At 68.7% G+C, this 24,530-nt stretch carries 20 protein-coding genes; 4 read left to right on the top strand and 16 right to left on the bottom strand.

From position 1 onward, the window contains the following. Positions 1-81: 81 nt before the first annotated feature. Both FKR81_RS31385 and FKR81_RS31380 read left to right on the top strand, forming a co-directional pair. Positions 82-1,920, top strand: a complete 1,839-nt coding sequence (locus tag FKR81_RS31385; RefSeq protein ID WP_146357447.1) for a 2-oxoacid:acceptor oxidoreductase subunit alpha — start codon at positions 82-84, stop codon at positions 1,918-1,920. Beyond that, entirely contained in the window at positions 1,917-2,966 is a 1,050-nt protein-coding gene (locus FKR81_RS31380) for a 2-oxoacid:ferredoxin oxidoreductase subunit beta (protein WP_146357445.1), read from the top strand. The genes FKR81_RS31385 and FKR81_RS31380 overlap by 4 nt, the downstream gene beginning before the upstream one ends. A 59-nt stretch (positions 2,967-3,025) precedes the next feature. Here the strand turns inward: FKR81_RS31380 and FKR81_RS31375 are convergent, their stop codons facing one another. After that, entirely contained in the window at positions 3,026-5,371 is a 2,346-nt protein-coding gene (locus FKR81_RS31375; protein ID WP_146357443.1) for a sunset domain-containing protein, read from the bottom strand. Positions 5,372-5,515: 144 nt separating this feature from the next. On the opposite strand from FKR81_RS31375, the gene rarD reads away from it, so the two are divergent. Next, positions 5,516-6,433 carry an EamA family transporter RarD gene (gene rarD / locus FKR81_RS31370; protein WP_146357441.1) on the top strand — a complete coding sequence of 306 codons (918 nt, stop codon included), beginning with the start codon at positions 5,516-5,518 and terminating at the stop codon, positions 6,431-6,433. Positions 6,434-6,441: 8 nt separating this feature from the next. Here rarD and FKR81_RS31365 read toward each other — a convergent pair whose 3' ends face one another. From FKR81_RS31365 to FKR81_RS31295, 15 genes are all read right to left on the bottom strand, one after another. Further along, the gene (locus FKR81_RS31365) at positions 6,442-7,395 is read right to left on the bottom strand and encodes a polyprenyl synthetase family protein (protein WP_235921870.1); all 954 of its coding nucleotides are present in this window, start codon (positions 7,393-7,395) and stop codon (positions 6,442-6,444) included. A gap of 68 nt (positions 7,396-7,463) precedes the next feature. Next, entirely contained in the window at positions 7,464-9,032 is a 1,569-nt protein-coding gene (gene nuoN, locus FKR81_RS31360; RefSeq protein WP_146357439.1) for an NADH-quinone oxidoreductase subunit NuoN, read from the bottom strand. A gap of 1 nt (position 9,033) precedes the next feature. Next, the gene (locus tag FKR81_RS31355) at positions 9,034-10,596 is read right to left on the bottom strand and encodes an NADH-quinone oxidoreductase subunit M (RefSeq protein ID WP_146357437.1); all 1,563 of its coding nucleotides are present in this window, start codon (positions 10,594-10,596) and stop codon (positions 9,034-9,036) included. Then, positions 10,593-12,524: an NADH-quinone oxidoreductase subunit L gene (nuoL, locus tag FKR81_RS31350; RefSeq protein ID WP_235921869.1), complete on the bottom strand. Its 1,932-nt coding sequence runs from the start codon at positions 12,522-12,524 to the stop codon at positions 10,593-10,595. Before nuoL ends, FKR81_RS31355 begins: the two co-directional genes overlap by 4 nt. A gap of 10 nt (positions 12,525-12,534) precedes the next feature. Beyond that, entirely contained in the window at positions 12,535-12,834 is a 300-nt protein-coding gene (gene nuoK / locus FKR81_RS31345) for an NADH-quinone oxidoreductase subunit NuoK (RefSeq protein ID WP_146357436.1), read from the bottom strand. After that, on the bottom strand, positions 12,831-13,658 hold the full coding sequence (locus FKR81_RS31340; protein ID WP_146357492.1) for an NADH-quinone oxidoreductase subunit J: 828 nt from the start codon (positions 13,656-13,658) through the stop codon (positions 12,831-12,833). Before FKR81_RS31340 ends, nuoK begins: the two co-directional genes overlap by 4 nt. A gap of 26 nt (positions 13,659-13,684) precedes the next feature. After that, a complete protein-coding gene (nuoI, locus tag FKR81_RS31335; RefSeq protein WP_146357434.1) occupies positions 13,685-14,206 on the bottom strand; it encodes an NADH-quinone oxidoreductase subunit NuoI in 522 nt (173 codons plus the stop codon). Then, a complete protein-coding gene (gene nuoH / locus FKR81_RS31330; protein ID WP_146357432.1) occupies positions 14,193-15,494 on the bottom strand; it encodes an NADH-quinone oxidoreductase subunit NuoH in 1,302 nt (433 codons plus the stop codon). The genes nuoI and nuoH overlap by 14 nt, the downstream gene beginning before the upstream one ends. Further along, positions 15,491-17,947: an NADH-quinone oxidoreductase subunit G gene (locus FKR81_RS31325; RefSeq protein ID WP_146357430.1), complete on the bottom strand. Its 2,457-nt coding sequence runs from the start codon at positions 17,945-17,947 to the stop codon at positions 15,491-15,493. Before FKR81_RS31325 ends, nuoH begins: the two co-directional genes overlap by 4 nt. Then, complete coding sequence (gene nuoF / locus FKR81_RS31320) at positions 17,944-19,224, bottom strand: NADH-quinone oxidoreductase subunit NuoF (RefSeq protein WP_146357428.1); 1,281 nt, start codon at positions 19,222-19,224, stop codon at positions 17,944-17,946. Before nuoF ends, FKR81_RS31325 begins: the two co-directional genes overlap by 4 nt. Before the next feature lie 12 nt (positions 19,225-19,236). Beyond that, entirely contained in the window at positions 19,237-19,953 is a 717-nt protein-coding gene (gene nuoE, locus FKR81_RS31315; RefSeq protein WP_146357426.1) for an NADH-quinone oxidoreductase subunit NuoE, read from the bottom strand. Further along, the gene (locus tag FKR81_RS31310; RefSeq protein WP_146357424.1) at positions 19,950-21,269 is read right to left on the bottom strand and encodes an NADH-quinone oxidoreductase subunit D; all 1,320 of its coding nucleotides are present in this window, start codon (positions 21,267-21,269) and stop codon (positions 19,950-19,952) included. The genes nuoE and FKR81_RS31310 overlap by 4 nt, the downstream gene beginning before the upstream one ends. Continuing rightward, positions 21,266-22,006, bottom strand: a complete 741-nt coding sequence (locus tag FKR81_RS31305) for an NADH-quinone oxidoreductase subunit C (RefSeq protein ID WP_146357422.1) — start codon at positions 22,004-22,006, stop codon at positions 21,266-21,268. The genes FKR81_RS31310 and FKR81_RS31305 overlap by 4 nt, the downstream gene beginning before the upstream one ends. Continuing rightward, positions 22,003-22,554 carry a NuoB/complex I 20 kDa subunit family protein gene (locus FKR81_RS31300; protein WP_146357420.1) on the bottom strand — a complete coding sequence of 184 codons (552 nt, stop codon included), beginning with the start codon at positions 22,552-22,554 and terminating at the stop codon, positions 22,003-22,005. Before FKR81_RS31300 ends, FKR81_RS31305 begins: the two co-directional genes overlap by 4 nt. Positions 22,555-22,561: 7 nt before the next feature. Beyond that, positions 22,562-22,927, bottom strand: a complete 366-nt coding sequence (locus FKR81_RS31295; RefSeq protein ID WP_146357418.1) for an NADH-quinone oxidoreductase subunit A — start codon at positions 22,925-22,927, stop codon at positions 22,562-22,564. Between the two features lie 451 nt (positions 22,928-23,378). On the opposite strand from FKR81_RS31295, the gene FKR81_RS31290 reads away from it, so the two are divergent. Continuing rightward, a complete protein-coding gene (locus FKR81_RS31290; protein ID WP_186763271.1) occupies positions 23,379-24,509 on the top strand; it encodes an amidase domain-containing protein in 1,131 nt (376 codons plus the stop codon). Positions 24,510-24,530: the final 21 nt, after the last annotated feature.

Raw genomic sequence — 24,530 nt, 5'->3', positions numbered from 1 at the left:
AGTGCGGACTCGCACGCAACCGGGACGACTACCCTCGCGAGTGTGTAAGGGCCACCCGTGAAGAGAGGGATCGGCGTAGGAATGAGCACTGAGACCCGGAAGCTGGATCGCGTCGTGATCCGCTTCGCCGGCGACTCCGGTGATGGCATGCAGCTCACCGGAGATCGGTTCACGTCCGAGGCAGCCGCGTTCGGCAACGACCTCGCGACCCAGCCCAACTTCCCGGCTGAGATCCGCGCGCCACAAGGCACCCTGCCCGGCGTCTCGTCGTTCCAGCTGCACTTCGCGGACTACGACATCCTGACCCCCGGTGACCGCCCCGACGTGCTCGTGGCGATGAACCCGGCCGCGCTCAAGGCGAACATCGGTGACCTGCCCAAGGGCGGCATCCTGATCGTCAACACCGACGAGTTCACCAAGCGCAACCTGACGAAGGTCGGCTACGACGCCGACCCGCTCGGGGACGCCTCGCTGGAGAACTTCCAGGTGCACAAGGTCGCGATGGCCACGCTGACCATCGGCGCCGTCGAGAGCACCGGGCTGGGCAAGAAGGACGCCGAACGCGCCAAGAACATGTTCGCGCTCGGTCTGCTGTCGTGGATGTACCACCGGCCGACCGAGGGCACGGAACGGTTCCTGCGCGAGAAGTTCGCGAAGAAGCCGGACATCGCCGAGGCCAACGTCCTCGCGTTCCGCGCAGGCTGGAACTACGGCGAGACGACCGAGTCGTTCGCCGTCACGTACGAGGTCGCACCGGCCAAGCTGAACACCGGTACCTACCGGCAGATCACCGGGAACACCGCGCTGGCGTACGGGATCGTGGCCGCCGGGCAGCAGTCGAAGCTGCCGGTCGTGCTGGGCACGTACCCGATCACCCCGGCGTCGGACATCCTGCACGAGCTGTCGCGGCACAAGAACTTCGGCATCACCACGGTCCAGGCCGAGGACGAGATCGCGGGCATCGGCATCGCGCTGGGCGCCGCGTACGGCGGCGCGCTCGGCGTGACGTCGACGTCCGGTCCCGGTGTGGCGCTGAAGTCCGAGACCATCGGGCTCGCGGTGATGACCGAGCTGCCGCTGCTCGTCATCGACGTGCAGCGCGGCGGGCCGTCCACCGGCCTGCCGACCAAGACCGAGCAGGCGGACCTGCTGCAGGCGATGTTCGGCCGCAACGGCGAGTCGCCGGTGCCGATCGTGGCGCCGCAGTCCCCCGCCGACTGCTTCGACGCCGCGCTCGACGCGGCGCGGATCGCGCTCAAGTACCGCACGCCGGTGCTGCTGCTGTCCGACGGCGCGATCGCCAACGGCTCCGAGCCGTGGATGATCCCGGACGTCGCCGAGCTGCCGGACCTGACCGTCGAGTTCGCGACCGACCCCGAGGGCTTCGAGCCGTACTCGCGCGACCCGGAGACGCTGGCCCGCCCGTGGGCCGTACCGGGCACTCCCGGCCTGCAGCACCGCATCGGTGGCCTGGAGAAGCAGCACGGTTCGGGCAACATCTCCTACGACCCGGCCAACCACGACTTCATGGTGCGGCTGCGGCAGCAGAAGATCGACGGCATCGAGGTGCCGGACGTCGTCGTCGACGACCCGTCCGGTGAGGCGCGCGTGCTGGTCGTCGGCTGGGGTTCGTCCTACGGCCCGATCGGTGCCGCGGCACGGCGGGTGCGCAAGCTGGGCATGCAGGTCGCGCACGCGCACCTGCGCCATCTCAACCCGTTCCCGAAGAACCTGGGTGACGTGCTCGCCCGGTACGACAAGGTGATCGTGCCGGAAATGAACCTGGGTCAGCTGGCGTTGCTGTTGAGGGCCAAGTACTTGGTCGACGCGGTGTCCTACACCAAGGTGCAGGGCCTGCCGTTCAAGGCCGAAGAGCTCCAGGACGTGCTGGCTGACGTGATCAAGGGGGTGCCGGCATGACGGCCATCGATCTCGGACTGCCGGGTCTGAGTGGTGTCCCGACCACCGACGAGAAGCAGACCGCCAAGGACTACAAGTCCGACCAGGAAGTGCGCTGGTGCCCCGGCTGCGGCGACTACGTGGTGCTCAACGCCGTGCAGTCGTTCCTGCCGTCGCTGGGGCTGAAGCGCGAGAACATCGTGTTCGTGTCGGGCATCGGGTGTTCGTCCCGGTTCCCGTACTACATGAACACCTACGGGATGCACTCCATCCACGGCCGCGCCCCGGCCATCGCGACCGGCCTCGCCGTCGCGCGGCCGGACCTGTCGGTGTGGGTGGTGACCGGTGACGGCGACGCGCTGTCCATCGGTGGCAACCACCTGATCCACACGTTGCGGCGCAACGTGAACCTCAAGATCCTGCTGTTCAACAACCGGATCTACGGCCTCACCAAGGGCCAGTACTCCCCGACGTCCGAAGAGGGCAAGGTCACCAAGTCGACGCCATCCGGTTCGCTCGACCACCCGTTCAACCCGGTGTCGCTGGCACTGGGCGCGGAGGCGTCGTTCATCGGACGCGCGGTGGACTCGGATCGCAAGGGCCTCACCGACGTGCTGCGGCAGGCCGCCGAGCACCGCGGTTCGGCGCTCGTGGAGATCTACCAGAACTGCCCGATCTTCAACGACGGCGCGTTCGACGTGCTGAAGGACGCCGACGAGGCCGCGCGACGGATCATCAACGTCGTCGACGGCCAGCCGATCACCTTCGGGCGCGAGGGCGAGTACTGCGTCGTGCGCGAGGGGTTCGGGCTCGCGGTCGCCAAGGCCGCGGACGTCGACTCCTCGGAGATCGTCGTGCACGACGCCACGGACCTGAACCTCGCGTTCGCGCTGTCGCGGCTGTCGGCTCAGGACCTGTCGCACACCATCACCGGTGTGTTCCGACGGGTCGACCGGGCCACGTACGACGACTCGGCACGTGCTCAGGTCATGGAGGCCACCGCGGCCAAGCCCGCCGACCTGGGAGCTTTGCTGCGCGGCAAGGACACCTGGACCGTCGCGGGCTGATTCGCCTGACGCAGAAGGGCCCCTCCTGGTTTCAGGAGGGGCCCTTCTGCTCGCTCTTGTCAGGGTGCCGGGCGGAAGCCGGCCTTCTGCGCGTCGGCGACGGTGCGGAACCAGACGTCCGCGCGCGTCTCGACGAAGTTCGCCGACTCGGGCGTGTAGTAGCGGCGACCGGTGAGCGTCGCCTTGACGCCGAAGTCCTCCGCCGGGGCGAGACCGTCGGACTTGGGCAGCACGGAGCCCGGCCCGAACGGCGAGCGCGGGTTGAAGCCCTCCGGCTGCTTGTAGCGCGTCGTCTCGGGGCCGATGCTGCGGCCGCCGGTGGACGGGCTGAAGCCGACCGGACGCGGCCGCGGCGGGCGCACCTGCGACGGCGGGGCCGTCGGCGCGGGCTGCGGGGCGGCCGGTGCCTGCGTCTGGAACGGGCGCGGCGGCGTCGACCGGCGCGCCTCGCGACGGGGCAGGCCCGCCGGGGTCTCGCGGTGCGGCAGGTCCGTCTCCGGTGCGGGCGGGGCGACCTCGACCTGCTGCTCGCTCAGCGGCGGACCGGGCACGAACTTCGGGACGAACGGCTGGTCCTGCGACGCGGGCGGCTCGGGCCGCTTCGTCTCCGTCAGCGGCGGGGCGTCGTCCGCCTCGAGGATCGGCTCGAAGAGCGACCTCGGGCGTTCCACGACCGGAGCCTCGACCTTCGGCGGTTCGGGGACGTCCGGCTTGACGCCGTTGGTCGGGGCGAACGCCTCCGCGGCCGGGTCCACCGGAGTGACCGCGGCGAACGGGTCGAACACCGAGGACGCCGCGGGCTGACCGGGGGTGGCGAACGGTTCGTAGCTGACGTGACCGTCCGCGCTCGGCTTGGCGAAGGCGTTGAAGCCCTGGGGCTCCCTGACCTGATCGAGCTGGCTGACCTGCGGCTCGGCGAAGGCCACCGGCTCCGGCTCGGCCTGCTGCTCGGGCTGCGTGTCCGGCTCGAGGTGGTCGAGCCAGTCGGCCTGCGGGGCCGCGAACGCCGTCTGCCCGGCCTGGGCGGGAGCGTCCTGCTCCTGGTCAGGTGCGGTGAACGAGTCGGCGTAGGCCTCCTCGTGCTCCGACTCGACCGAATCCTGCTCGGTGTGCGCCGCCGGCTGCTCGGTGTCTTCGAGTGACCCCTGGTGCGGGTCGGCGAAAACCTGCTCGTGCTCCGCGTAGGCGGCCTCGTCCTCCGGGTCGGCCGTGTCCGGAGCCGTGAAGCCCTGCTGCTCGGGTGCGGCCGCCTGGGCCGACTCGACGAGCTGCTCGTACTCGTCGGCCTCGACCTGGCCCGCCTGCGCGAGGTGGGCGGCGTAGGCCTCGTCGGCCTCCGCGGCCTGGAGGCGTGCGGCGGCCTGGTCGGCCTCCGCCGCGTCCGGCTCCTCGAAGTCCGCGGGCGCTGCGACCGGCTCCTCGAAGTCGGCCCGCTCGAAGTCCGCCTGCTCGAAATCGGCCGGGCCCGCGGGCTCGACGTCTGCGGGCGCCTCGTGGTCGGCGGCCGGGCGGTAGGCGGCGCCTGGACGCCAGCCCGCCTGCTGCTGCTCGTAGGCGTCCGGATCGATCGGGGCCTGGATCAGGGTCTGCTCGGCGGCGGTCTCGTCGCCGCGGTCGGCGGGCTCGACCGGGAGCTGGATCAGCGTCTGCTCTGCGGGCGACTCGACCGGCTCGTGGATCGCGGTGCGCTCGGACGCCGTCGCGGCGTCGGCCTGGGCGTGGAAGGCGTCCAGGCGGGCCTGCTCGTCGTCCTCCTCGGACGCGACGGGCTCCATGAACGTGGTCTCGGCGACGGCCTCGTCGCCCGACAGGCGGCCCGCGATCTGGTCCTGCAGGCCGGCGTACTCGCCGGTCAGGTCGTTCGACGGCCACTCGCTGTCGGCTGCCTGCTCGGGCGAAGCCGAAGCGGAGACGTCGTAGGAGTCGTCGTCCTCCTGCTCGGCGGCCTCGTCGAGGAACGTCTCCTGCTCGGCCCACACCTCGCGCGGCTGGTAGATGAAGTCGTCCGGCGGGCCGTCGACCTCGGGTGGCGCCATGGGCTCGTGGTCGACGTGCACGACCTCAGCGGGTGGGGCGTACGGAGGGGCTACGCGGGGCTCTTCGGGGGCGAGGCGTTCGTGCAGGGAACGGGGGCGGTCGTCGCTCAGCTCGTCGACGCGGGGTGACGAGACGAGTACCTCGTCGGCCAGCGACGGAGCCGGTTCCCACTCGTCGACGACGAACTCGTCCTCGACCTTGGCCGGCGCGACCGGAGGCGGCAGCGGAACCGAACGAGCCTCAAGAAGTTGATCTTCGAGGTCGGCCACCTGCTTGCGGACGGGTCGCACCAGGATCAACCAGGTGAGCAGCACACCCGCCACGAACGAAAGCAGACTCCACAGCCAGACCTGCCCGAAGATGGACACGGGTAAGCCCCTTCTATTTCCCACCCCGACTCGCTCACCCAGAAGTGTGAGCGTAGCCAAAAGTACAGTGCCGTCGTCGATGCTCCGTCACTACGCCGTTCAGCGCAAACGTCCACGTAAAACGGCAGCGTAGAGTGGCGGAATGTGCCTCCTTTGACCAACTCCACCGCGACTTCGGCAGATCTTCACACACGTAGAGGCATCGCGTACGGCACGAGTGCTTACATCATTTGGGGAGCTTTCCCCGCCTACTGGCCACTCCTCGTGCCCGCCACGCCGACCGAGATCCTGGCACACCGAGTCGCCTGGTCGCTGGGCTTGATGCTGATCGTGATCTCTTTGCTCGGGCGGTGGCGGGCCATCATCGGCCTTTCGCGGGGGAGCTGGCTGGCGATCGGCGCAGCGTCGGTCCTCATCTCGATCAACTGGGGCGTCTACATCTACGCCGTCAACAGCCAGCACGTCGTGGAGTCGGCGCTCGGGTACTTCATCACCCCGCTGATCAGCGTCCTGCTGGGTGTCGTGGTCCTGCGGGAACGGCTCGGCAAGGCGCAGCTGGTGGCGATCGCGGTCGCGGCGGTCGCGGTCGTCGTGCTGACCGTCGACTACGGGCGGCTGCCGTGGATCTCGCTGGTGCTGGCGGGCGCGTTCGGGTTCTACGCGCTGATCAAGAAGATGGTGCCGCTGGACGCCACGTCCAGCCTCGCCGCGGAGAGCATGGTCATCGGGCCCATCGCCATCGGCTACCTGCTGATCCAGGGCACCACGTTCACCACGCACGGCACCGGGCACGCGCTGCTGCTCGCCGGGACCGGGGTGATCACGGTGGTCCCGCTGTGGCTGTTCGGCGCCGGTGCCCGGCGGGTGCCGCTCGCCACCATGGGCATGCTCCAGTACCTCGCGCCGATCCTGCAGTTCGCGTGGGGCGTGTTCGTGGTGCACGAGCCGATGCCCGCGAGCCGGTGGATCGGGTTCGGCCTGGTCTGGGTGGCCCTGGCGATCTTCACGGTCGACGCCATCAGGCGAAACCGGCGCCGGCAGCTGCTGGCGCCGGTCGAGTAGTCAGCTGGTCAGCGGGAGCGTTCCACGCAGTACGTGGCGAGCTCTTCGAGCGCGTCGCGCGCTGGGCAGGCCGGGAGCTTGCCCAGCTCGGTGCGAGCGCGGTCCGCGTACTCGTCGAGCGTGTCGCGGGCGCGGTCCATGCCGGACGACTTGCGCAGCAGGTCCAGTGCCTCGTCGACCAGGTCGTCGTCGTGGATCGGACCGGCCAGCAGCTCGGCCAGCCTGGTCTCGGACGGGTCGGCCAGCGCGTACAGCATCGGCAGCGTCTTCACGCCCTCGCGCAGGTCCGTGCCGGGCGTCTTGCCCGACTCGAGCGACGGCGACGCGATGTCGATGACGTCGTCGGAGATCTGGAACGCCGCGCCGATCACGTCGGCGTAGCGGCGCAGCGCGTCGACCTCTTCCTCGGTCGCGTCGGAGAACATGCCGCCGAAGCGGGCCGCGGTGGCGATGAGCACACCGGTCTTCTCCTCGATGACCCTGAGGTAGTGCGCGATCGGGTCCTCGCCGTTCTGCGGGCCCATGGTCTCGCGCATCTGGCCGGTCACCAGGACGCTGAACGTCTCGGCGATGATCCGCGCCGCGTCCGTGCCGAGGTCCGCCGTCAGCCGCGAGGCGTGCGCGAACAGGTAGTCGCCGGTGAGGATCGCGATGCTGTTGTCCCACTTGGCGTTGGCCGACTCGGCACCGCGCCGCATGGTGGCCTCGTCCATGACGTCGTCGTGGTACAGCGTCGCGAGGTGGGTGAGCTCCACCACAGCGGCGGCCGTGACGACGTGGTCGCGGTCGTACGTGGAGCCGAACTGCGATGCGAGCAGGGTGAACAGCGGGCGGATTCGCTTCCCGCCCGCCTCCACCAAGTGCAACGAGGTCTCCATCACCGGACGGAAGTCGCTCCGCACGACCTCGTGCAGGATCTGCTCCACCTCGGCCAGGCCCTCTTGGACAACCTGAGTGAGCACGGGGTCCACCAAAGAGAACCCCGTCCCCTCGCGCTCGCTACTGGTCACACCCTGAAGCCTACGTACACCTAGAAGATGAACGCGCCAGCACCCGCCCAATCGAGTACGAAGTCGGGCCACAGACCGAGCGCCAGCGTGACCGCGGCACCCAGCGTGATCGCGATCGTCGTGAACGCTCCGGGCACGGTGACCGTCGGGCCGTCCGGCGCGGGCTCGCTGAAGTACATCAGCACGATCACCCGCAGGTAGAAGAACGCCGCCACGGCCGAGGCCACGAGAGCGATCACCACCAGCGGCGTGAGACCCGCGTCGATCGCGGCCGTGAACACCACGAACTTGCCGATGAACCCGCTGGTCAGCGGGATACCGGCCAGTGCGAGCAACAGGAACGTGAACACCCCGGCCACGACGGGCGACCGCTTCGCGAGCCCCGCCCACTGGGACAGGTGCGTCGCCTCGCCGTCGGCGTTGCGGACCAGGCTGATCACGCCGAACACCGCGATCGTGGTGAAGCCGTAGGCCACCAGGTAGAACATCGTGCCGCTGAGACCGGACGGCGACAGCGCGATCGACCCGATCAGCAGGAAGCCCGCGTGTGCCACCGACGAGTACGCGACCATGCGCTTCACGTCGGTCTGCGTGAGACCGAGCACAGCGCCGATGACCATCGACACGACGGCGACGGCCCACAGGACGCCGCGCCACTCCCACTGGGTGTCCGCGAACGCGCCGGTCAGCACCCGCAGGATGCCGCCGAACGCGGCGACCTTGGTGCAGGCGGCCATGAACGCGGTGATCGGGGTCGGCGCGCCCTGGTAGACGTCCGGGGTCCACGCGTGGAACGGACCGACCGACGCCTTGAACAGCAGGCCCACCACCAGCAGGCCGAAGCCCGCGAACAGCAGCGTGTCCGAGCGGTTCGTGCCCGCGGTGGCGTTCGCGATGTCCGACAGGCGGACCGAGCCCGCGTAGCCGTAGAGCAGCGCGAGGCCGTACAGGAAGAACGCCGACGCGAACGCGCCGAGCAGGAAGTACTTCACCGCGGCCTCCTGCGACAGCAGGCGGCGACGGCGGGCGAGGCCGCACATCAGGTAGAGCGGCAGCGACAGCACTTCCAGCGCGATGAACATCGTCAGCAGGTCGTTCGCCGCGACGAAGACCATCATGCCGCTGAGCGCGAACAGCGTGAGCGGGAACACCTCGGTCTGCATGCCGGTCTTCGCGACCTGCGCGCGGTCCTGCACGGTGCCCGGCCGGATCGCGGCCTGCGCGACGAACGCGCCGCCCGGCTCGACCGAGCGGTCCGCGATCAGCAGGATCGCGCCGAACGTCAGCACGAGCAGCGTGGCCCACAGGAAGATCGCGGGCTTGTCGACCGCGATCGTGCCCGCCAGCGTGATCTGGCCCTGCGGCGGGAAACCGTCACCGACGGCGGTCGCGATCAGCGAGCCGCCCGCACCGACGATCGTGAGCAGCGACAGCAGCAGCTGCGCGGTCCACCTCTGGTGCTTGGGCAGGAAGGCCTCGAGCAGCACGCTGACGCACGCCGCTCCGAGGACGATCAGCACGGGCGCGATCAGCCCGTACGCGATCTCCGGCGGAGTGATCTTCTCCACCTGGGCGAGGAACGAAGTCACGTCACTTGCCTTCCTGCACCGGGTCGGTCACGCCGACCTCGCTCAACGTCGCCCCCACGGACGGGGTGACGACGTCCAGAACCGGCTGCGGGTAGAAACCCAGCAGCAGCACCAGCGCCACGAGCGGCGCCAGCACGGCGATCTCACGCTTGTTCAGATCCGTGATGGGGGCCTTCTCCGGGTCGACCGTCGCGCCGGGTCCACCGGTGGACAGCAGAGCCGTACCGCGCAGCGGGCCGGTCATGACCCGCTGGTAGAGCCACAGCACGTACAGCGCGGCGAGCACCATGCCCAGCGTGGCCAGGATCGTGTAGACCGGCTGCGTCGGGTACGAGCCGATGAGCACGAGGAACTCGCTCACGAACGAGTTGGTGCCCGGCAGCGACAACGTCGTGAGGCCGGACAGCAGCAGCATTCCGGCGAGCAGCGGCGCCACCTTCGACATGCCGCCGTAGTCCGCGATGGACGTCGAGCCGCCGCGCGCGATCACCATGCCGATCACCAGGATCAGCATGCCGGTCGAGATGCTGTGGTTGAGCATGTACGACACGGAGCCCACGCCGGCCTGCGACGTGAACGAGAAGATGCCGAGCGCGATGAAGCCGAAGTGCGCGATCGACACGTACGCCAGGAACCGCTTCATGTCCCGCTGCCCGGTCGCGAGCAGCGATCCGTAGAGGACACCGGCGACCGCGAGGACCAGCACCACCGGCGCGAGCGCCTTCGAGGCCTCCGGGAACATCGGCAGGTTGTAGCGCAGCATGCCGAACGTGCCGACCTTGTCCAGGATGCCGACGACGATGACCGTGACGCCGATGGGCGCCTCGGCGGCCGCGTCGGGCAGCCAGGTGTGGAACGGCACGAGCGGCGCCTTGATCGCGAACGCGAGGAAGAAGCCGAGGAACAGCCAGATCTGCGTGGAGGTGTCCGCCTCGCGGACCACGGTCACAAGGGTCGCCCAGTCGAACGTGCCCTTGCCGATCTTGTCCTGCGCGAGCACGTAGCACCCGATCGCCGACGCCAGCATGATCAGGCCGCCGAGGAACGAGTACAGGAAGAACTTCACCGCCGCGTACTGCCTGCGCGCGCCGCCGTAGCCGCCGATCAGGAAGTACATCGGGATGAGCATGACCTCGAAGAGGACGTAGAACAGGAAGACGTCGGTCGCCGCGAACACCGCGACGGTGATGGCCTCCTGCAACAGGATCAGCCCGAGGTAGCCACCGGCACTGCGGCCGGACGGCAGCTTCTCCGCCCAGCCGGCGCCGATCACCAGCGGGATCAGCACCGCGATGACCGCGATCATCACGAGCGCGATGCCGTCGACGCCGAACGACAGGTGCACGCCGAAGCCCGCGATCCAGTCGACCGAGCTCGTCAGCTGGAGGCGGGGACCGCCCGGCTCGTAGGTGATCCACAGCACGACCGCGAGCAGCAGCTCGGCGACCGAGAACGCCAGTGCGACGAGCTTCGCCTTCGCGTCGTCACGACGCAGGAAGGGCAACGACACCACGAGTGCGCCGACGAGCGGCAGCACGAGCAGTGCGATCAAGACCCAGCTCACGAGTACCTCACCACCAGGAGCGCTCCGAGCACGAAGAACGTGCCCAGGAGCATGGACAGTGCGTAGGAGCGGACGAACCCGGTCTGCAGCCTGCGCAACCGGCCGGAGCTACCGCCGAGCAGCGCCGCGGTCCCGTTCACCAGACCGTCGACGCCCTTCATGTCGATGAACACCAGCGCGCGGGTGAGCCAGGTGCCCGGCCGCGCGAAGAGCGTCTCGTTCAGTGCGTTGCCGTACAGGTCGGCACGGGCGGCGCGGACCGGGAAGGAGACCCGGAGCGGGCGTTCGACCGGCTGGGTGCCGCGTCCGAAGAGGACGAACGCGAGCCCGGCGCCGACGAACGAGATGGCGACGGTCAGGATCCCGACCGTGCCGTGCGACAGCAGGCCGTGCTCCTCCCGCAGCTCGCCGAGCGTAGGTGCGAGCCACTCCGCGAGCCGGTTGTCGGTGGCGAACCACCAACCGGCGCCGACGGAGCCGATCGCCAGCACGATCATCGGCGCCGTCATCGACACCGGCGACTCGTGCGGGTGGTACTCGCGACCGTCCTCGGACTTCAGGTCCTTCCACCGCGGCTTGCCGAGGAAGACGAGGATCAGCAGGCGCGTCATGTAGAACGCGGTGAGCCCGGCGCCGAGCAGCGCCACGCCGCCGAACACGTAGCCCTGCCAGCCGTGCGCCGAGAAGGCCGCGGCGATGATCGCGTCCTTCGAGAAGTAGCCGGACAGGAACGGGAAGCCGATCAGCGCCAGGTACCCGAGCGTCCAGGTGACGAACGTGATCGGGAGGTGCTTGGCGAGACCGCCCATGCGGCGGATGTCGCCCTCGTCGTTCATGCCGTGCATGACCGAGCCGGCACCGAGGAACAGCCCGGCCTTGAAGAAGCCGTGCGTCAGCAGGTGCATGATGCCCAGCGCGTAGCCGACCGGGCCGAGCCCGACCGCCAGGATCATGTAGCCGATCTGGCTGACCGTCGAGTACGCGAGGACCTTCTTGAAGTCGTCGTAGGCGCAACCGATGATGCAGCCGATCAGCAGCGTGACCGCACCGATGATCATGACGACCAGCCGGCCGGACTCGCTGAGGTTGTAGATCGGGTTGGACCGGGCGATCAGGTACACGCCCGCGGTGACCATCGTTGCCGCGTGGATGAGCGCGGACACCGGGGTCGGACCGGCCATGGCGTCCGGCAACCACGCCTGGAGCGGGAACTGACCGGACTTGCCGCAGGCACCGAGGAGCAGCAGCAACGTGATCGCGAGGATCTCACCCGAGGAGAACTCGCCGACCCGGCTGAAGACCTCGGTGTACTGCGTGGTCCCGAGCTGGTTGAACATCATGAAGATCGCGATCGCCAGACCGAGGTCGCCGACGCGGTTCATGAGGAACGCCTTCTTGGCCGCGGACGCGGCTTCCGGCTTGTGCTGGTACCAGCCGATCAGCAGGTACGAGGCGAGACCGACGCCCTCCCAGCCGAAGTACAGGGTCACGAAACCGTTGCCCAGCACCAGGAGCAGCATGGCCGCGACGAAGAGGTTCAGGTAGCCGAAGAACTTCCGGCGGCCTTCCTCGTGCGCCATGTAGCCGATCGAGTAAATGTGGATCAGCGAGCCCACACCGGTGATCAGCAGCACGAACGTCAGCGACAGCGGGTCGAGCCGCAGCGCGAAGTCCACGGTCAGCGCGTTCACGTCGATCCACGTGAACAGCTTCAGCTCGCTGGTCCGCTCCCCCGTCTGACCGAGGGTGGAGAAGAACAGCGCCGCGCCGTAGACGAACGCGCCGATGATCGTGGCGCAGCCGAGCAGGTGTCCCCACTTGTCCGTGCGCTTGCCACCGATCAGCAGCACAGCCGCGCCGAACGCGGGCAGCGCCAGCAGCAACCAGGCGAGACTGCCGATCCCGCTGGCGACAACAGGTTCCGTCACCGGTGACCTCTCAGTACTTCAGCAGGTTCGAGTCGTCGACCGAGGCCGAGCGACGCGTCCGGAAGATCGACATGATGATCGCGAGGCCGACGACGACCTCGGCGGCGGCGACGACCATCACGAAGAAGGCCATCACCTGCCCGTTGAGGGAGCCGTTGATCCGCGCGAACGTCACCAGGCTCAGGTTCACCGCGTTGAGCATCAGCTCGACGCACATGAACACCACGATGGCGTTGCGGCGCACCAGCACTCCGACCGCGCCGATGCTGAACAGCAGCGCGGACAACAGGAGGTAGTAGGTGGGGGTCACGACTCGCCTCCCTTGAGCGCGTGCGCGTCAGCCTCGTGCCCGGTGCCCGCGACCTCGGCGACGTCGTCGTCCAGCGTCTCCTTGGCCGTGGCCTCGATGAGCTCGGACAACGACTCCGGTGCGACGGAACCGTCGGGCAGCAGTGCGGGCGTCGCCACCGAGTTCGCGGTGGCGAAGACACCGGGACCGGGCAGCGAGCCGACGCGGGTGGTCTTGAACCGCTCCTCGACGAGCTGCTTCTGCGTCTTCTTGCCCGCCTTCCCGTGGCGGTCGGAGAACGCGAGGATCATCGCGCCGATCGCGGCCGTGATCAGCAGCGCCGACGTGAGCTCGAACGGGAACAGCCAGTCGGTGAACAGCGACGCGCCGATGTTGGCCACGTTGCCGCCGTTGACCGTGTTCTGCTCGACCAGGCCGACCGGCTGCACCTCGGTGAGCGCGCGGGCCAGCGAGCCGACGACGAGGCCGGCGAAACCGACGCCGAGCACCGCCGCGGCGAGCCGCTGTCCTCTGAGGACCTCGACGACCGAGTCCGAGCTGTCCCTGCCGACCATCATCAGTACGAACAGGAACAGCATCATGATCGCGCCGGTGTAGACGATGATCTGCACGAAGCCGAGGAACGGCGCCTGCTGGACCATGTACAGCACACCGAGGCTGAGCATCGTGAGCACCAGCCACAGCGCGGAGTGCACGGCGTTCTTCGCGAACAGCATGCCGAGCGCACCGGCGAGAGCCAGCGGGCCGAGCACCCAGAACGCGATGGCCTCACCGGTCGTCACCACGTCCGGGACGCGCTCGGCGGTGGCCGGGTCGGGCTGCAGCGCCAGGAGCGTGCTGAGGACGGCGCTCACTTCTGCGCCTCCTTGGCCAGCTCAGGACCGTTGACGTAGTAGTCCTGCTCGTTGTCGCCGAGCCGCATGGGGTGCGGCGGCTGCTCCATGCCGGGCAGCAGCGGAGCGAGCAGGTCCTCCTTGGTGAAGATGAGGTCCTGGCGGTTGTCGTCGGCGAGCTCGAACTCGTTCGTCATGGTGAGCGAGCGGGTCGGGCACGCCTCGATGCACAGGCCGCAGCCGATGCACCGCAGGTAGTTGATCTGGTAGTCGGCGCCGTAGCGCTCACCGGGCGAGTAGCGCTCTTCCTCGGTGTTGTCGCCACCCTCGACGAAGATCGCGTCCGCGGGGCAGGCCCACGCGCACAGCTCGCAGCCGACGCACTTCTCCAGGCCGTCCGGGTGCCGGTTCAGCTGGTGCCGTCCGTGGAACCGCGGCGCGGTGACCTTCTTGACCTCGGGGTACTCCTCGGTCACCACCTTCTTGAACATCGTCGCGAAGGTGACTCCGAAGCCCTTGACGGGATCAAGCATTCCCATCGCCGGCCTCCTTCCCACTGGTTACCGCAGCCTTTTCCTTGGGCAGCTTGGCCGCCTTGACCGACTTCTTCGGGCCGGCCTTCGGGACCTTGAGATCCAGCGGCGGCACCGGGTAGCCCCAGCCCGCGAGCGGGACCGCGTTCTGGTCGACCGGCTTCTTGTCCGGCAGCAGCACCGAGACGAGCAGCAGGATGCCGACCACCACGCCGAACACGATCAGCAGCTGCTGGGTCGTGAAACCGCCCTCGGTCTTCCACGCGCGAACGGTGGCGACGAGCACGATCCAGATGAGGCTGGCCGGGACGAGCACCTTCCAGCCGAGGCGCATGAACTGGTCGTAGCGCAGGCGGGGCAGCGTGCCGCGCAGCCAGATGAAGATGAACAGGAAGAACAGCGTCTTCCCGACGAACCAGAGGAGCGGCCACCAGCCGGTGTTCAGCATGCCGTCGCCGATCGCGGACAGCGGCCACGGTGCGCGCCAGCCGCCGAGGAACAGCGTCGTGGCGAGCGCGGAGACCGTCACCATGTTCACGTACTCGGCGAGGAAGAACAGCGCGAACTTGAGCGAGCTGTACTCGGTGTGGAAACCACCGACCAACTCGGACTCGGCCTCGGGGAGGTCGAACGGCGCGCGGTTCGTCTCGCCGACCATCGAGATCACGTAGATCAGGAAGCTCGGGAACAGCAGCCAGCCGAACCAGCCGGACTCCTGCGCCTTCACGATCTCGGCGGTGGACAGCGAGTGCGAGTACATGACGACCGCGACGATCGACAGACCCATCGCGATCTCGTACGAGATCACCTGCGCCGCCGAGCGCAGCGCGCCGAGCAGCGGGTACGGCGAGCCGGACGCCCAGCCCGACAGCACGATGCCGTAGACGCCGAGCGAGGAGCAGGCGAGCACGACCAGCACGCCGACCGGGAGGTCGACCAGCTGCAGCGCGGTCTTCTCGCCGAACATGGTGACCTCGCCGCCGAGCGGGATCACCGAGAACGCGAGGAACGCGGGGATGCAGGAGATCACCGGGGCGAGGAAGAACACCCACTTGTCCGCGAGGACCGGGCGGATGTCCTCCTTGAACGCGAGCTTCAGACCGTCCGCGAGCGACTGGAGCCAGCCGTTCGGGCCGACCCGGTTCGGGCCGGGCCGGTGCTGCATGCGCGCGACGACCTTGCGCTCCCAGTTGATCATGAACAGGGTCATGACGACGAGGAAGGCGAAGATCCCGACGACCTTGATCAGGATGAGCCAGATCGGGTCGTCAGCGAGGAGTTCCTGGGTGGTCATGCCTTCCCTCCACTGACGGAGACCACGGAGCCGTGACCGGCCGCGAGGTTGCGTCGCACCGTGACGTCACCGGAGTTGGCCGGCACCCAGACGACGCCGTCCGGCAGGTCGTCCGCCTCGACCGGCAGCGTCACGGACCCGCGTGCCGTGGAGACCGTGATCTCGCCGCCCAGCTCGATGCCGAGGTGCCCGGCGGTCGCCTCAGACACCTTCGCCACGACCGGGCGGGCGGTGCCAGCCAGGTGCGGCTCGCCGTCCTGCAGCGACCCGTTGTCGATCAGCCGGCGCCAGGTCGCCAGCACCGCCTGTCCCGCCTTGGGCGGGGACAGCAGCGGGGCGGGCACGTTCGGCGCGGCGGCCGCGCTGACGTTGTCGCCGAGGCGGGCGAGGTCTGCCGCGGACGCGGCCGGGGTCTGCGTGAACAGGTCCGCGTCCATCTCCACCGCGAGGGTGTCGAGCACGCGGCAGTCCGGCAGCGCGCCGGTGCCTTCGAGCGTGGTGCCGAAGACGCGGTGGCGGCCTTCCCAGTTGAGGTAGCTGCCGGACTTCTCGACCGCGGGGGCGATCGGGAGCACGACGTTCGCGTGCGCGGTGACCGCGCTCGGCCGCAGCTCCAGGCTGACGATGAAGGACGCCTTGCTCAGCGCCTTCTCGGCCAGCTCCGGGTCCGGCAGGTCGAACGGGTCGACGCCGCCGACCACGAGGCCGTCCAGCTCGCCGGCGACGAGCGCGGTGAGGATGCCGGTGGTGTCGCGCCCCGGCTTGGCCGAGATCACGCCCTCCTCGACACCCCAGGTCCGCTCGACCTCGGTGCGGGCGGCCGCGTCGGTGACGAGCCGGCCACCGGGCAGCAGGTTCGGCGTCGCGCCGACCGCGAGCGCACCCCGTTCACCCGCGCGACGCGGGATCCAGGCGACCTTGGCGCCGGTGCGCTCGGCGAGCTTCACGACGGCCGTGAAGGCGCCGGGGATCTCGGCGGCGCGCTCGCCGACGAGGATCACCGCGCCGGGCTTCGACAGCTCGTCGACGACGTCGGAGGCGTGCTCCGGCAGGCCGTGCAGCGCGGCGGCCTCGCCACCGGGCACGCACGCGAGGAGCGTGCCGAACGTCTTCTCCACCGCGGGGGTGGTGAACTGGCCGAGGTGGAAGACCTTCGTCTTCTTGTTGCGGGCCGCCTTGCGCAGCCGCAGGAAGACGATCGGCGCCTCCTCCTCGGGCTCGAACGCGACGAGCAGCGCGGCCGGTGCGGCCTCGATGCCCTTGAACGTCACGCCGTTGTCCGGGTTGGTGCCGACGACCGAGCTGGTCAGGAAGTCCAGCTCCTCCGCGGAGTGCGGGCGGGCGCGGAAGTCGATGTCGTTGGTGCGCAGTGCGATCCGGGCGAACTTCGAGTACGCGTAGGCGTCCTCGACGGTCAGCCTGCCGCCGGTGAGCACGCCGACGCCGTTCGCGTCCCGCGTCTCCGCGAGACCGGCCGCCGCGATCTGCAGTGCCTCGGTCCACGACGACTCGCGCAGCTCGCCGCTCTCCGCGTCGCGCACCATCGGCCGCGTGAAGCGGTCGTCGGCGGTGGCGTAGCGGAACGCGAAGCGGCCCTTGTCGCAGATCCACTCCTCGTTGACCTCGGGGTCGTCGCCCGCGAGCTTGCGCTGCACCTTGCCGCGCCGCCAGTCCGTGCGCTCGGCACAGCCCGACGAGCACTGCTCGCAGACGCTCGGCGTCGACACCAGGTCGAACGGGCGGGCGCGGAACCGGTACGCGGCACTCGTCAGAGCGCCCACCGGGCAGATCTGGATGGTGTTGCCGGAGAAGTAGGACTGGAACGGCTTGTCCTTCGCCACACCGATCTGCTGCTGCGAGCCGCGCTCGAGCAGCTCGATGAACGGGTCACCGGCGATCTGCGCGGAGAACCGGGTGCAGCGCTGGCAGAGCACGCAGCGCTCGCGGTCGAGCAGCACCTGCGTGGAGATGCTGATCGGCTTCGGGAACGTCCGCTTGTGCTCGTGGAACCGCGAGTCCGAGCGGCCGTGCGCGAGCGCCTGGTTCTGCAGCGGGCACTCGCCGCCCTTGTCGCAGATCGGGCAGTCCAGCGGGTGGTTGATGAGCAGCAGCTCCATCACACCCGCCTGCGCCTTGTCCGCGACCGGCGAGGTCAGCTGCGTCTTGACGACCATGCCGTCGGCGACGGTCATCGTGCAGGACGCCTGCGGCTTCGGCATGGGCCTGCCGCCCATCTCCACCTCGACGAGGCACTGGCGGCACGCGCCCGCCGGGTCGAGGAGGGGGTGGTCGCAGAACCGCGGGATGACGATGCCGAGTCGTTCCGCCGTGCGGATCAGCAGCTCGCCCTTGGGCGCGACGACCTCGAGGCCGTCGATGACGAGCTTCACGTGCCCTTCGGGGACGACGATCTCGGTCGACTTGTCGGTGGTCTTGTCAGGGGCGATGGTCATGCGCTTGCTCCTGCCAAAGCCTTGGAGTTCTGGTCGCACAGCGCGAGGAACTCGTCCTTGAAGTACTTGATGCCGCTGGTGATCGGGCTGACCGCGCCGTCACCGAGCGCGCAGAACGAGCGGCCGAGGATGTTGTCGCAGACGTCGAGCAAGGTGTCGATGTCGCCCGCGGTGCCCTCGCCGCGCACCATGCGCTGCAGGATCTGCACGAGCCAGTACGTGCCCTCGCGGCACGGCGTGCACTTGCCGCACGACTCGTGCTTGTAGAACTCCGTCCACTTCATGACGGCCCACGGCACGGACACGGTCTCGTTGAAGATCTGCAGCGCGGTCGTGCCGAGCATCGAGCCGGCCTCGGCGCAGCCCTCGAAGTCCAGCGGGACGTCGAGGTGCTCGGCGGTGAACAGCGGCGTGGACGAGCCACCCGGCGTCCAGAACTTGATCGGGATGCCGTCCTTCATGCCACCGGCCATGTCCAGCAGCTCACGCAGGGTCGTGCCCATCGGCGCCTCGTACTGGCCGGGGTTCGTGACGTGGCCGGACAGCGAGAAGATCTTCGGGCCGGGCGAGCGCTCGCGGCCCATCTCGCGGAACCAGTCCGCGCCGCCGTTGACGATGAACGGGACGCTGGCGATGGTCTCGACGTTGTTCACGACCGTCGGCGCGGCGTAGAGCCCTGCCGTCGCGGGGAAGGGCGGCTTCAGCCTCGGCTGGCCGCGCTTGCCCTCCAGCGAGTCGAGCAGTGCCGTCTCCTCGCCGCAGATGTACGCGCCCGCGCCGGCGTGGATCACCACGTCGAGGTCGAAGCCGCTGCCGAGGATGTCCTTGCCGAGGTAGCCCTTGGCGTAGGCCTCCTTGACCGCCGCGTTGAGCCTGCGGATGCAGTGCAGGACCTCACCGCGCACGTAGATCGCGGCGAAGTTCGCGCGGATCGCGTACGACGTGATGATGACGCCCTCGATGAGCGAGTGCGGGTCCGCCATCATCAGCGGGATGTCCTTGCAGGTGCCCGGCTCGCCCTCGTCGGCGTTGATGACGAGGTAGTGCGGCTTGCCGTCGCCCTGCGGGATGAAGCCCCACTTCATGCCGGTGGGGAAGCCGGCGCCGCCGCGGCCGCGCAGCCCTGAGTCCTTGCACTGCTGGATGAGCTGGTCCGGGTGGGCCGTCAACGCCTTGCGCAGCGCGGTGTAGCCGTCGGTGCGCTCGTACGTCTCGATGGTCCAGGACCTGGGCTCGGTCCAGCGCTTGGTGAGAACGGGAGTCAGTGGGCTAACCATGTTCGGTGTCCCCTACTTCTTTTCCGGGAGCGGCGGGAACTCCGCGTTGTCCGGCGTGGACGGTGCGGTCCAGCCGCGCTCGGCGGCGATCGTGGCCCCGCGCAGGGTTTCCTCGGCGGCGGAGGGTCCGTCGAGGTCCGCGTCGCGGCCCTCGAAGAACCCGGCGAGCTGGAGCTCCGCCTGCTTGAAGTCGGTGAGCGGCGCACCGCGGGTGGGGGCGGGCTTCTCCCCCTCCTGCAACGCCTTCACGAGTTCCAGCGCCTTCTCCGGCGTCTGGTTGTCGTAGAACTCGTAGTTCACCTGGAGAACCGGGCCGAGGTCGCACGCGGCGAGGCACTCGGCGTGCTCCAGCGTGATCGAGCCCGGCTCGCCCGGCTCGCCCGCGGTCTCCTCGTGGCCCACCTTGAGGTGGTCCTTGAGGGTCGCGTAGATCGCGTCGCCGCCCAGTGCCGCGCACAGCGTGTTCGTGCAGACGCTCACCAGGTGCTCGCCGCACGGGCGGCGCTTGTACATGGTGTAGAACGTCGCAACCGCGCTGACCTCGGCCTCGCTCAGGTCGAGCTGCGCCGCGCAGAACCGGATGCCGTCCTGGCTGACGTAGCCCTGCACCGACTGCACGAGGTGCAGCATCGGCAGCAGCGCGGACCTGGACTGCGGGTAGCGGGCGATGATCGCCTGAGCCTTCTCCGCGATGTCCTTGTCGAAGGTTTGGTCGAACGTCTGGGTCATCGGTCGCAACCACCCATCACCGGGTCGATCGAGGCGACGGCGGCGATGACGTCGGCGACCATGCCGCCTTCGCACATCGCGGGCATCGACTGGAGGTTCACGAAGCTTGGTTCCCGCACGTGCACGCGCATCGGACGCGTGCCGCCGTCGGACACGATGTGGTAGCCGAGTTCGCCGCGCGGCGACTCGATCGGCACGTACACCTGGCCCGCGGGAACGCTGAAGCCCTCGGTCACCAGCTTGAAGTGGTGGATCAGGGACTCCATGGACTGGCCCATGATCTTGCGGACGTGCTCGAGCGAGTTGCCCATGCCGTCCGAGCCGATCGTGAGCTGCGCGGGCCACGCGATCTTGGCGTCGGAGACCATGACCGGCCCCGGCTTGGCAAGCCGGTCGGCCGCCTGCTTGATGATGCGCAGCGACTGGTGCATCTCCTCGACGCGCAGCAGGTAGCGGCCGAAGCCGTCCGCCGTGTTCGTCGTGGGGACGTCGAAGTCGTAGGTCTCGTAACCGCAGTACGGCTCGATCTTGCGCAGGTCCCACGGCAGGCCCGCGGACCGCAGGATCGGGCCGGTGATGCCGAGCGCGAGGCACGCGTCGACGGGCAGGTAGCCGATGCCCGCGAGGCGGTTCTTCCAGATCGGCTGGCCCGTGAGCAGCTTGTCGTAGTCCGGCAGCCGCTTGTTCATCAGCTTGATGAAGTCGCGGATCTTCTCGACCGAGCCGTCCGGCAGGTCCTGCGCCACACCGCCGGGCCGGATGAACGCGTGGTTCATGCGGAGACCGGTGAGGAACTCCAGCAGGTGCAGCACTTCCTCGCGCTCGCGGAAGCCTGAGGTCATGCCGGTGAGCGCGCCGAGCTCCATGCCGCCGGTGGCGAGCGCGACGAGGTGCGAGCTGATCCGGTTGAGCTCCATGAGGAGCACCCGGATCACCTGCGCGCGTTCCGGCACGGTGACGCCGAGGAGCTTCTCGACGGCCATGCAGTACGCGGCCTCGTTGTGCAGCGGCGCCAGGTAGTCCATGCGGGTCACGAAGGTGACGCCCTGCACCCAGTTGCGGTACTCGACGTTCTTCTCGATGCCCGTGTGCAGGTAGCCGATGACGCTGCGGGCGTGGGTGACCGTCTCGCCCTCGAGCTCGAGGACGAGGCGCAGCACGCCGTGCGTCGACGGGTGCTGCGGGCCGAGGTTCATGATGATGCGCTCGTCACCCGCCGCCTCGTCGAGCACCTCGTCCCAGTCGCCTCCGGAGACGGTGTAGACCGTGCCCTCGGTGGTCTCGCGCGACGGCGCGGTGTCCATCTGCTCGCTCATGAGTAGGACCGCCTCTGGTCCGGCGGAGGGATCTCCGCGCCCTTGTACTCGACCGGGATCCCGCCGAGCGGGTAGTCCTTGCGCTGGGGGTGCCCGTCCCAGTCGTCCGGCATGAGGATGCGGGTCAGCGACGGGTGGCCGTCGTAGATGATCCCGAACATGTCCCACGCCTCCCGCTCCTGCCAGTCGGCCGTCGGGTAGACCTCGACGACGCTGGGGATGTGCGGGCTTTCGACGTCGACGGCGACCTCGAGCCGGATGCGGCGGCGGAAGGTCATCGACGTCAGGTGGTAGACCGAGTGCAGCCGTTGCGGCACGTCCGCGCCGTAGTCCACACCGGACACCGAGCTGCACAGCTCGAAGCGCAGCGTGGGCTCGTCGCGGGTGATCCGGCAGACCTCGAGCAGCTGGTCCGGGCGCACGTAGAAGGTGATCTCGCCGCGGTCGACGGTCACCTGCTGCACGGTGTCGGCCGGCAGGCCCTTGTCGGTGATCGCGGAGAACAGCTCGTCCGCGACCTCGTCGAACCAGCCGCCGTACGGCCGCTCGCTCGGCGCCGCGACGTGCGCGGGCAGGCGCAACCCGCCGAAGCCCGACGTGTCACCGGAGCCTGCGACGCCGAACATGCCCTTGCGGGCGTGGCCGGCGGCGACGGGCGCCTTGGCTCGGGCGTCAGTGGTTTCGAGGCCTTCGACAGCGCGGTCGGCGCTGGAGCCCTCGTCTCCTGGCTTGGTCACTTCTTCCTCGCAAAGCGCTCGGAGGACGGGATGAGATCCGTGCTGTAACCGGACTCGGCGAGCGCCTTGGCCCTGACCGCGTTCAGCGGCTCGTCCATGATCTTGGCGTGGATCTTGAGGATCGCGTCCATGAGCATCTCCGGACGCGGCGGGCAGCCGGGCAGGTACATGTCGACCGGCACCACGTGGTCGACGCCCTGCACGACGGCGTAGTTGTTGAACATGCCGCCGGTGCTCGCGCAGACGCCCATGGCCAGCACCCAGCGCGGCTCGGGCATCTGGTCGTAGATCTGCCGCAGCACCGGTGCCATCTTGTTGGTCACCCGGCCCGCGACGATCATCAGGTCGGCCTGCCGCGGCGATGCGCGGAAGACCTCCATGCCGAAGCGCGCCAGGTCGTACCGCGGTCCGCCGGTCGTCATCATCTCGATGGCGCAGCAGGCCAGGCCGAAGGTGGCAGGCCAGAGCGAGGACTTGCGGGTCCAGTTGACCAGCTTCTCGACGCTGGCCAGCAGGACGCCGTTCGGGAGCTTCTCCTCGAGACCCATGACTTCCTCAGTTCCAGTCCAGGCCGCCGCGACGCCACACGTAGGCGTACGCGAAGCCGACCGTGGCGATGAACAGGGCGATCTCCACCAGCCCGAAGAGGCCGAGCTTGTCCGCCGCGACGGCGAACGGGTAGAGGAACACCATTTCGATGTCGAACAGGATGAAGAGCATCGCCGTCAGGTAGTACGCGACCGGCATGCGGCCGCCACCCACGATCGGCTGCGGGCTCGGCTCGATGCCGCACTCGTACGCGTCCAGCTTGGCGCGGTTGTAGCGGCGGGGTCCGATGTACGGGGCCGCCGTCACCGAGAACAGGGCGAACGCCCCGGCGAGGGCGAACATCAATACGAGGGGGAGGTAAGGGTCCAGCACTCTCCGTCGTCCTTTCCTCGCGGTCGTCCGCACCCTAAGGGGGCCTGGTGCGGCTCTCGTTTGTTAGGCGGACCTAACAAACGCTTGTGAAACACTTCACAAGCCTGTTCAGCATGTTGTGAAGTGATTCACAAGGCCGTCGGCCAGTGTAGAACCCGCTCAAATGGCGTACGTCACAGGGTCTGACCTGGGACTTTGACCGTTCGGACATATACGAAACGTTCTCGACTCGTATTAACCCGCTCGACTGGACTTTCCGGGCCTCGCAAATGGCCGTTTTTCACCTGTGAACAACGTGTCGCAACAAGGTCGACAGCCCCCCGACCTGCTGCTACGTTCGAAGGACCGTCGCCACCGCAAGTGATGACGCACTGGGGAAACTGGGGGACAAATGAATAAGGCGCTCAGCGCCCTCTTAGGCGCGGCCACAGCCGGGTCTTTGCTAATGGGAATGGCCCCGCACTCGATGGCGGAGCCGGTGCTGACCGACGAGCAGAAGAAGGAGGTCGCCGGCCTCGCGCAGCAGTACCTGCAGGAGCGGGCGGAACGCCTCGTCGTCGGCACGGTCAGGGCACAGCAGTCGATGACGTCCGTGCGGACCAGCTCCGCGCTGTCCGAGCGCTTCGCCGCCGAGGCACGCGGACTGGACGAACGCCGCGAGAAGTCCAGGCAGGCCAACGGGGGCAAGAAGGCGGCGGCGGTCGATCTGCAGGACGTGAAGTGGTCCGGCGACAGCACCAACGTCCAGCTGGACGCGACCGAGAGCACGAAGCTGTTCTTCGTCCAGCACGGACCGGGGGCTCCTGACCACGAGCAGTTCTGGTTGGAACACACGTTCATCTTCGTGCGCGGTCAGGGCGGCTGGACGATGTCCAGGGCCACGCCGCACCTGCAGGCGGGACCAGCCCCGTCGACCCAAGTGGCGTCGGGCAGGCCCCCGGTCGCGTCCGAGCCGAAGACCGACCAGCTGCCGCTGTGGTCCGACACGGACCGGTCGCACCCGACTACTGCCGCCGTCAGCCGGAAGGTGCTCAGCGGTGAGGTGGGAGCGGCTGGTCCGCCGTACGACTACTACCGGATGGTCAACTACGCCAGGGTCTGGGCGTACGGCCGCAACCCCGAGTACCGCGACTACCCGGACAACGACTGCACCAACTTCATCTCGCAGGTCATGCGGTCCGGAGGCTGGGACTTCAACGGCAGCGGCATCTTCGAGCGCGACGACCCCGACAAGTGGTTCTACGGCGGCGGGCCTGGTGAGACGTTCCTGACCAGCTACTCGTGGGCGGGCGCGCACAACTGGGGCGTCTTCGCCCAGATCTACTCGAAGCGGACCTCGGGTCTGGAGAACGTGTGGCTCATGGACCTCGCGGACGTGCTCCAGGTGGACTGGTTCCACGACGACGGCGCCAACATCATCGACCACTCCATGGTCGTGACCTGGCGTGACGACAGCGGTGGGCCGTACGCGCAGGAGCTGTACCTGACCTACCACACGGCCAACAACCGCGACAAGAAACTGACTGATCTCCTCGCGGAGAACAGCAACCCCGCACACACGTGGTACGCCCACCGGACCTGATCCGGTTCGCCGCTGAACGGT

The organism is Lentzea tibetensis, from assembly GCF_007845675.1.
GTDB classification, from domain to species: Bacteria; Actinomycetota; Actinomycetes; order Mycobacteriales; family Pseudonocardiaceae; genus Lentzea; species Lentzea tibetensis.
The sequence above is the reverse complement of the archived record's forward strand: the minus strand, read 5'-3'. Positions and strand labels throughout refer to the sequence as shown.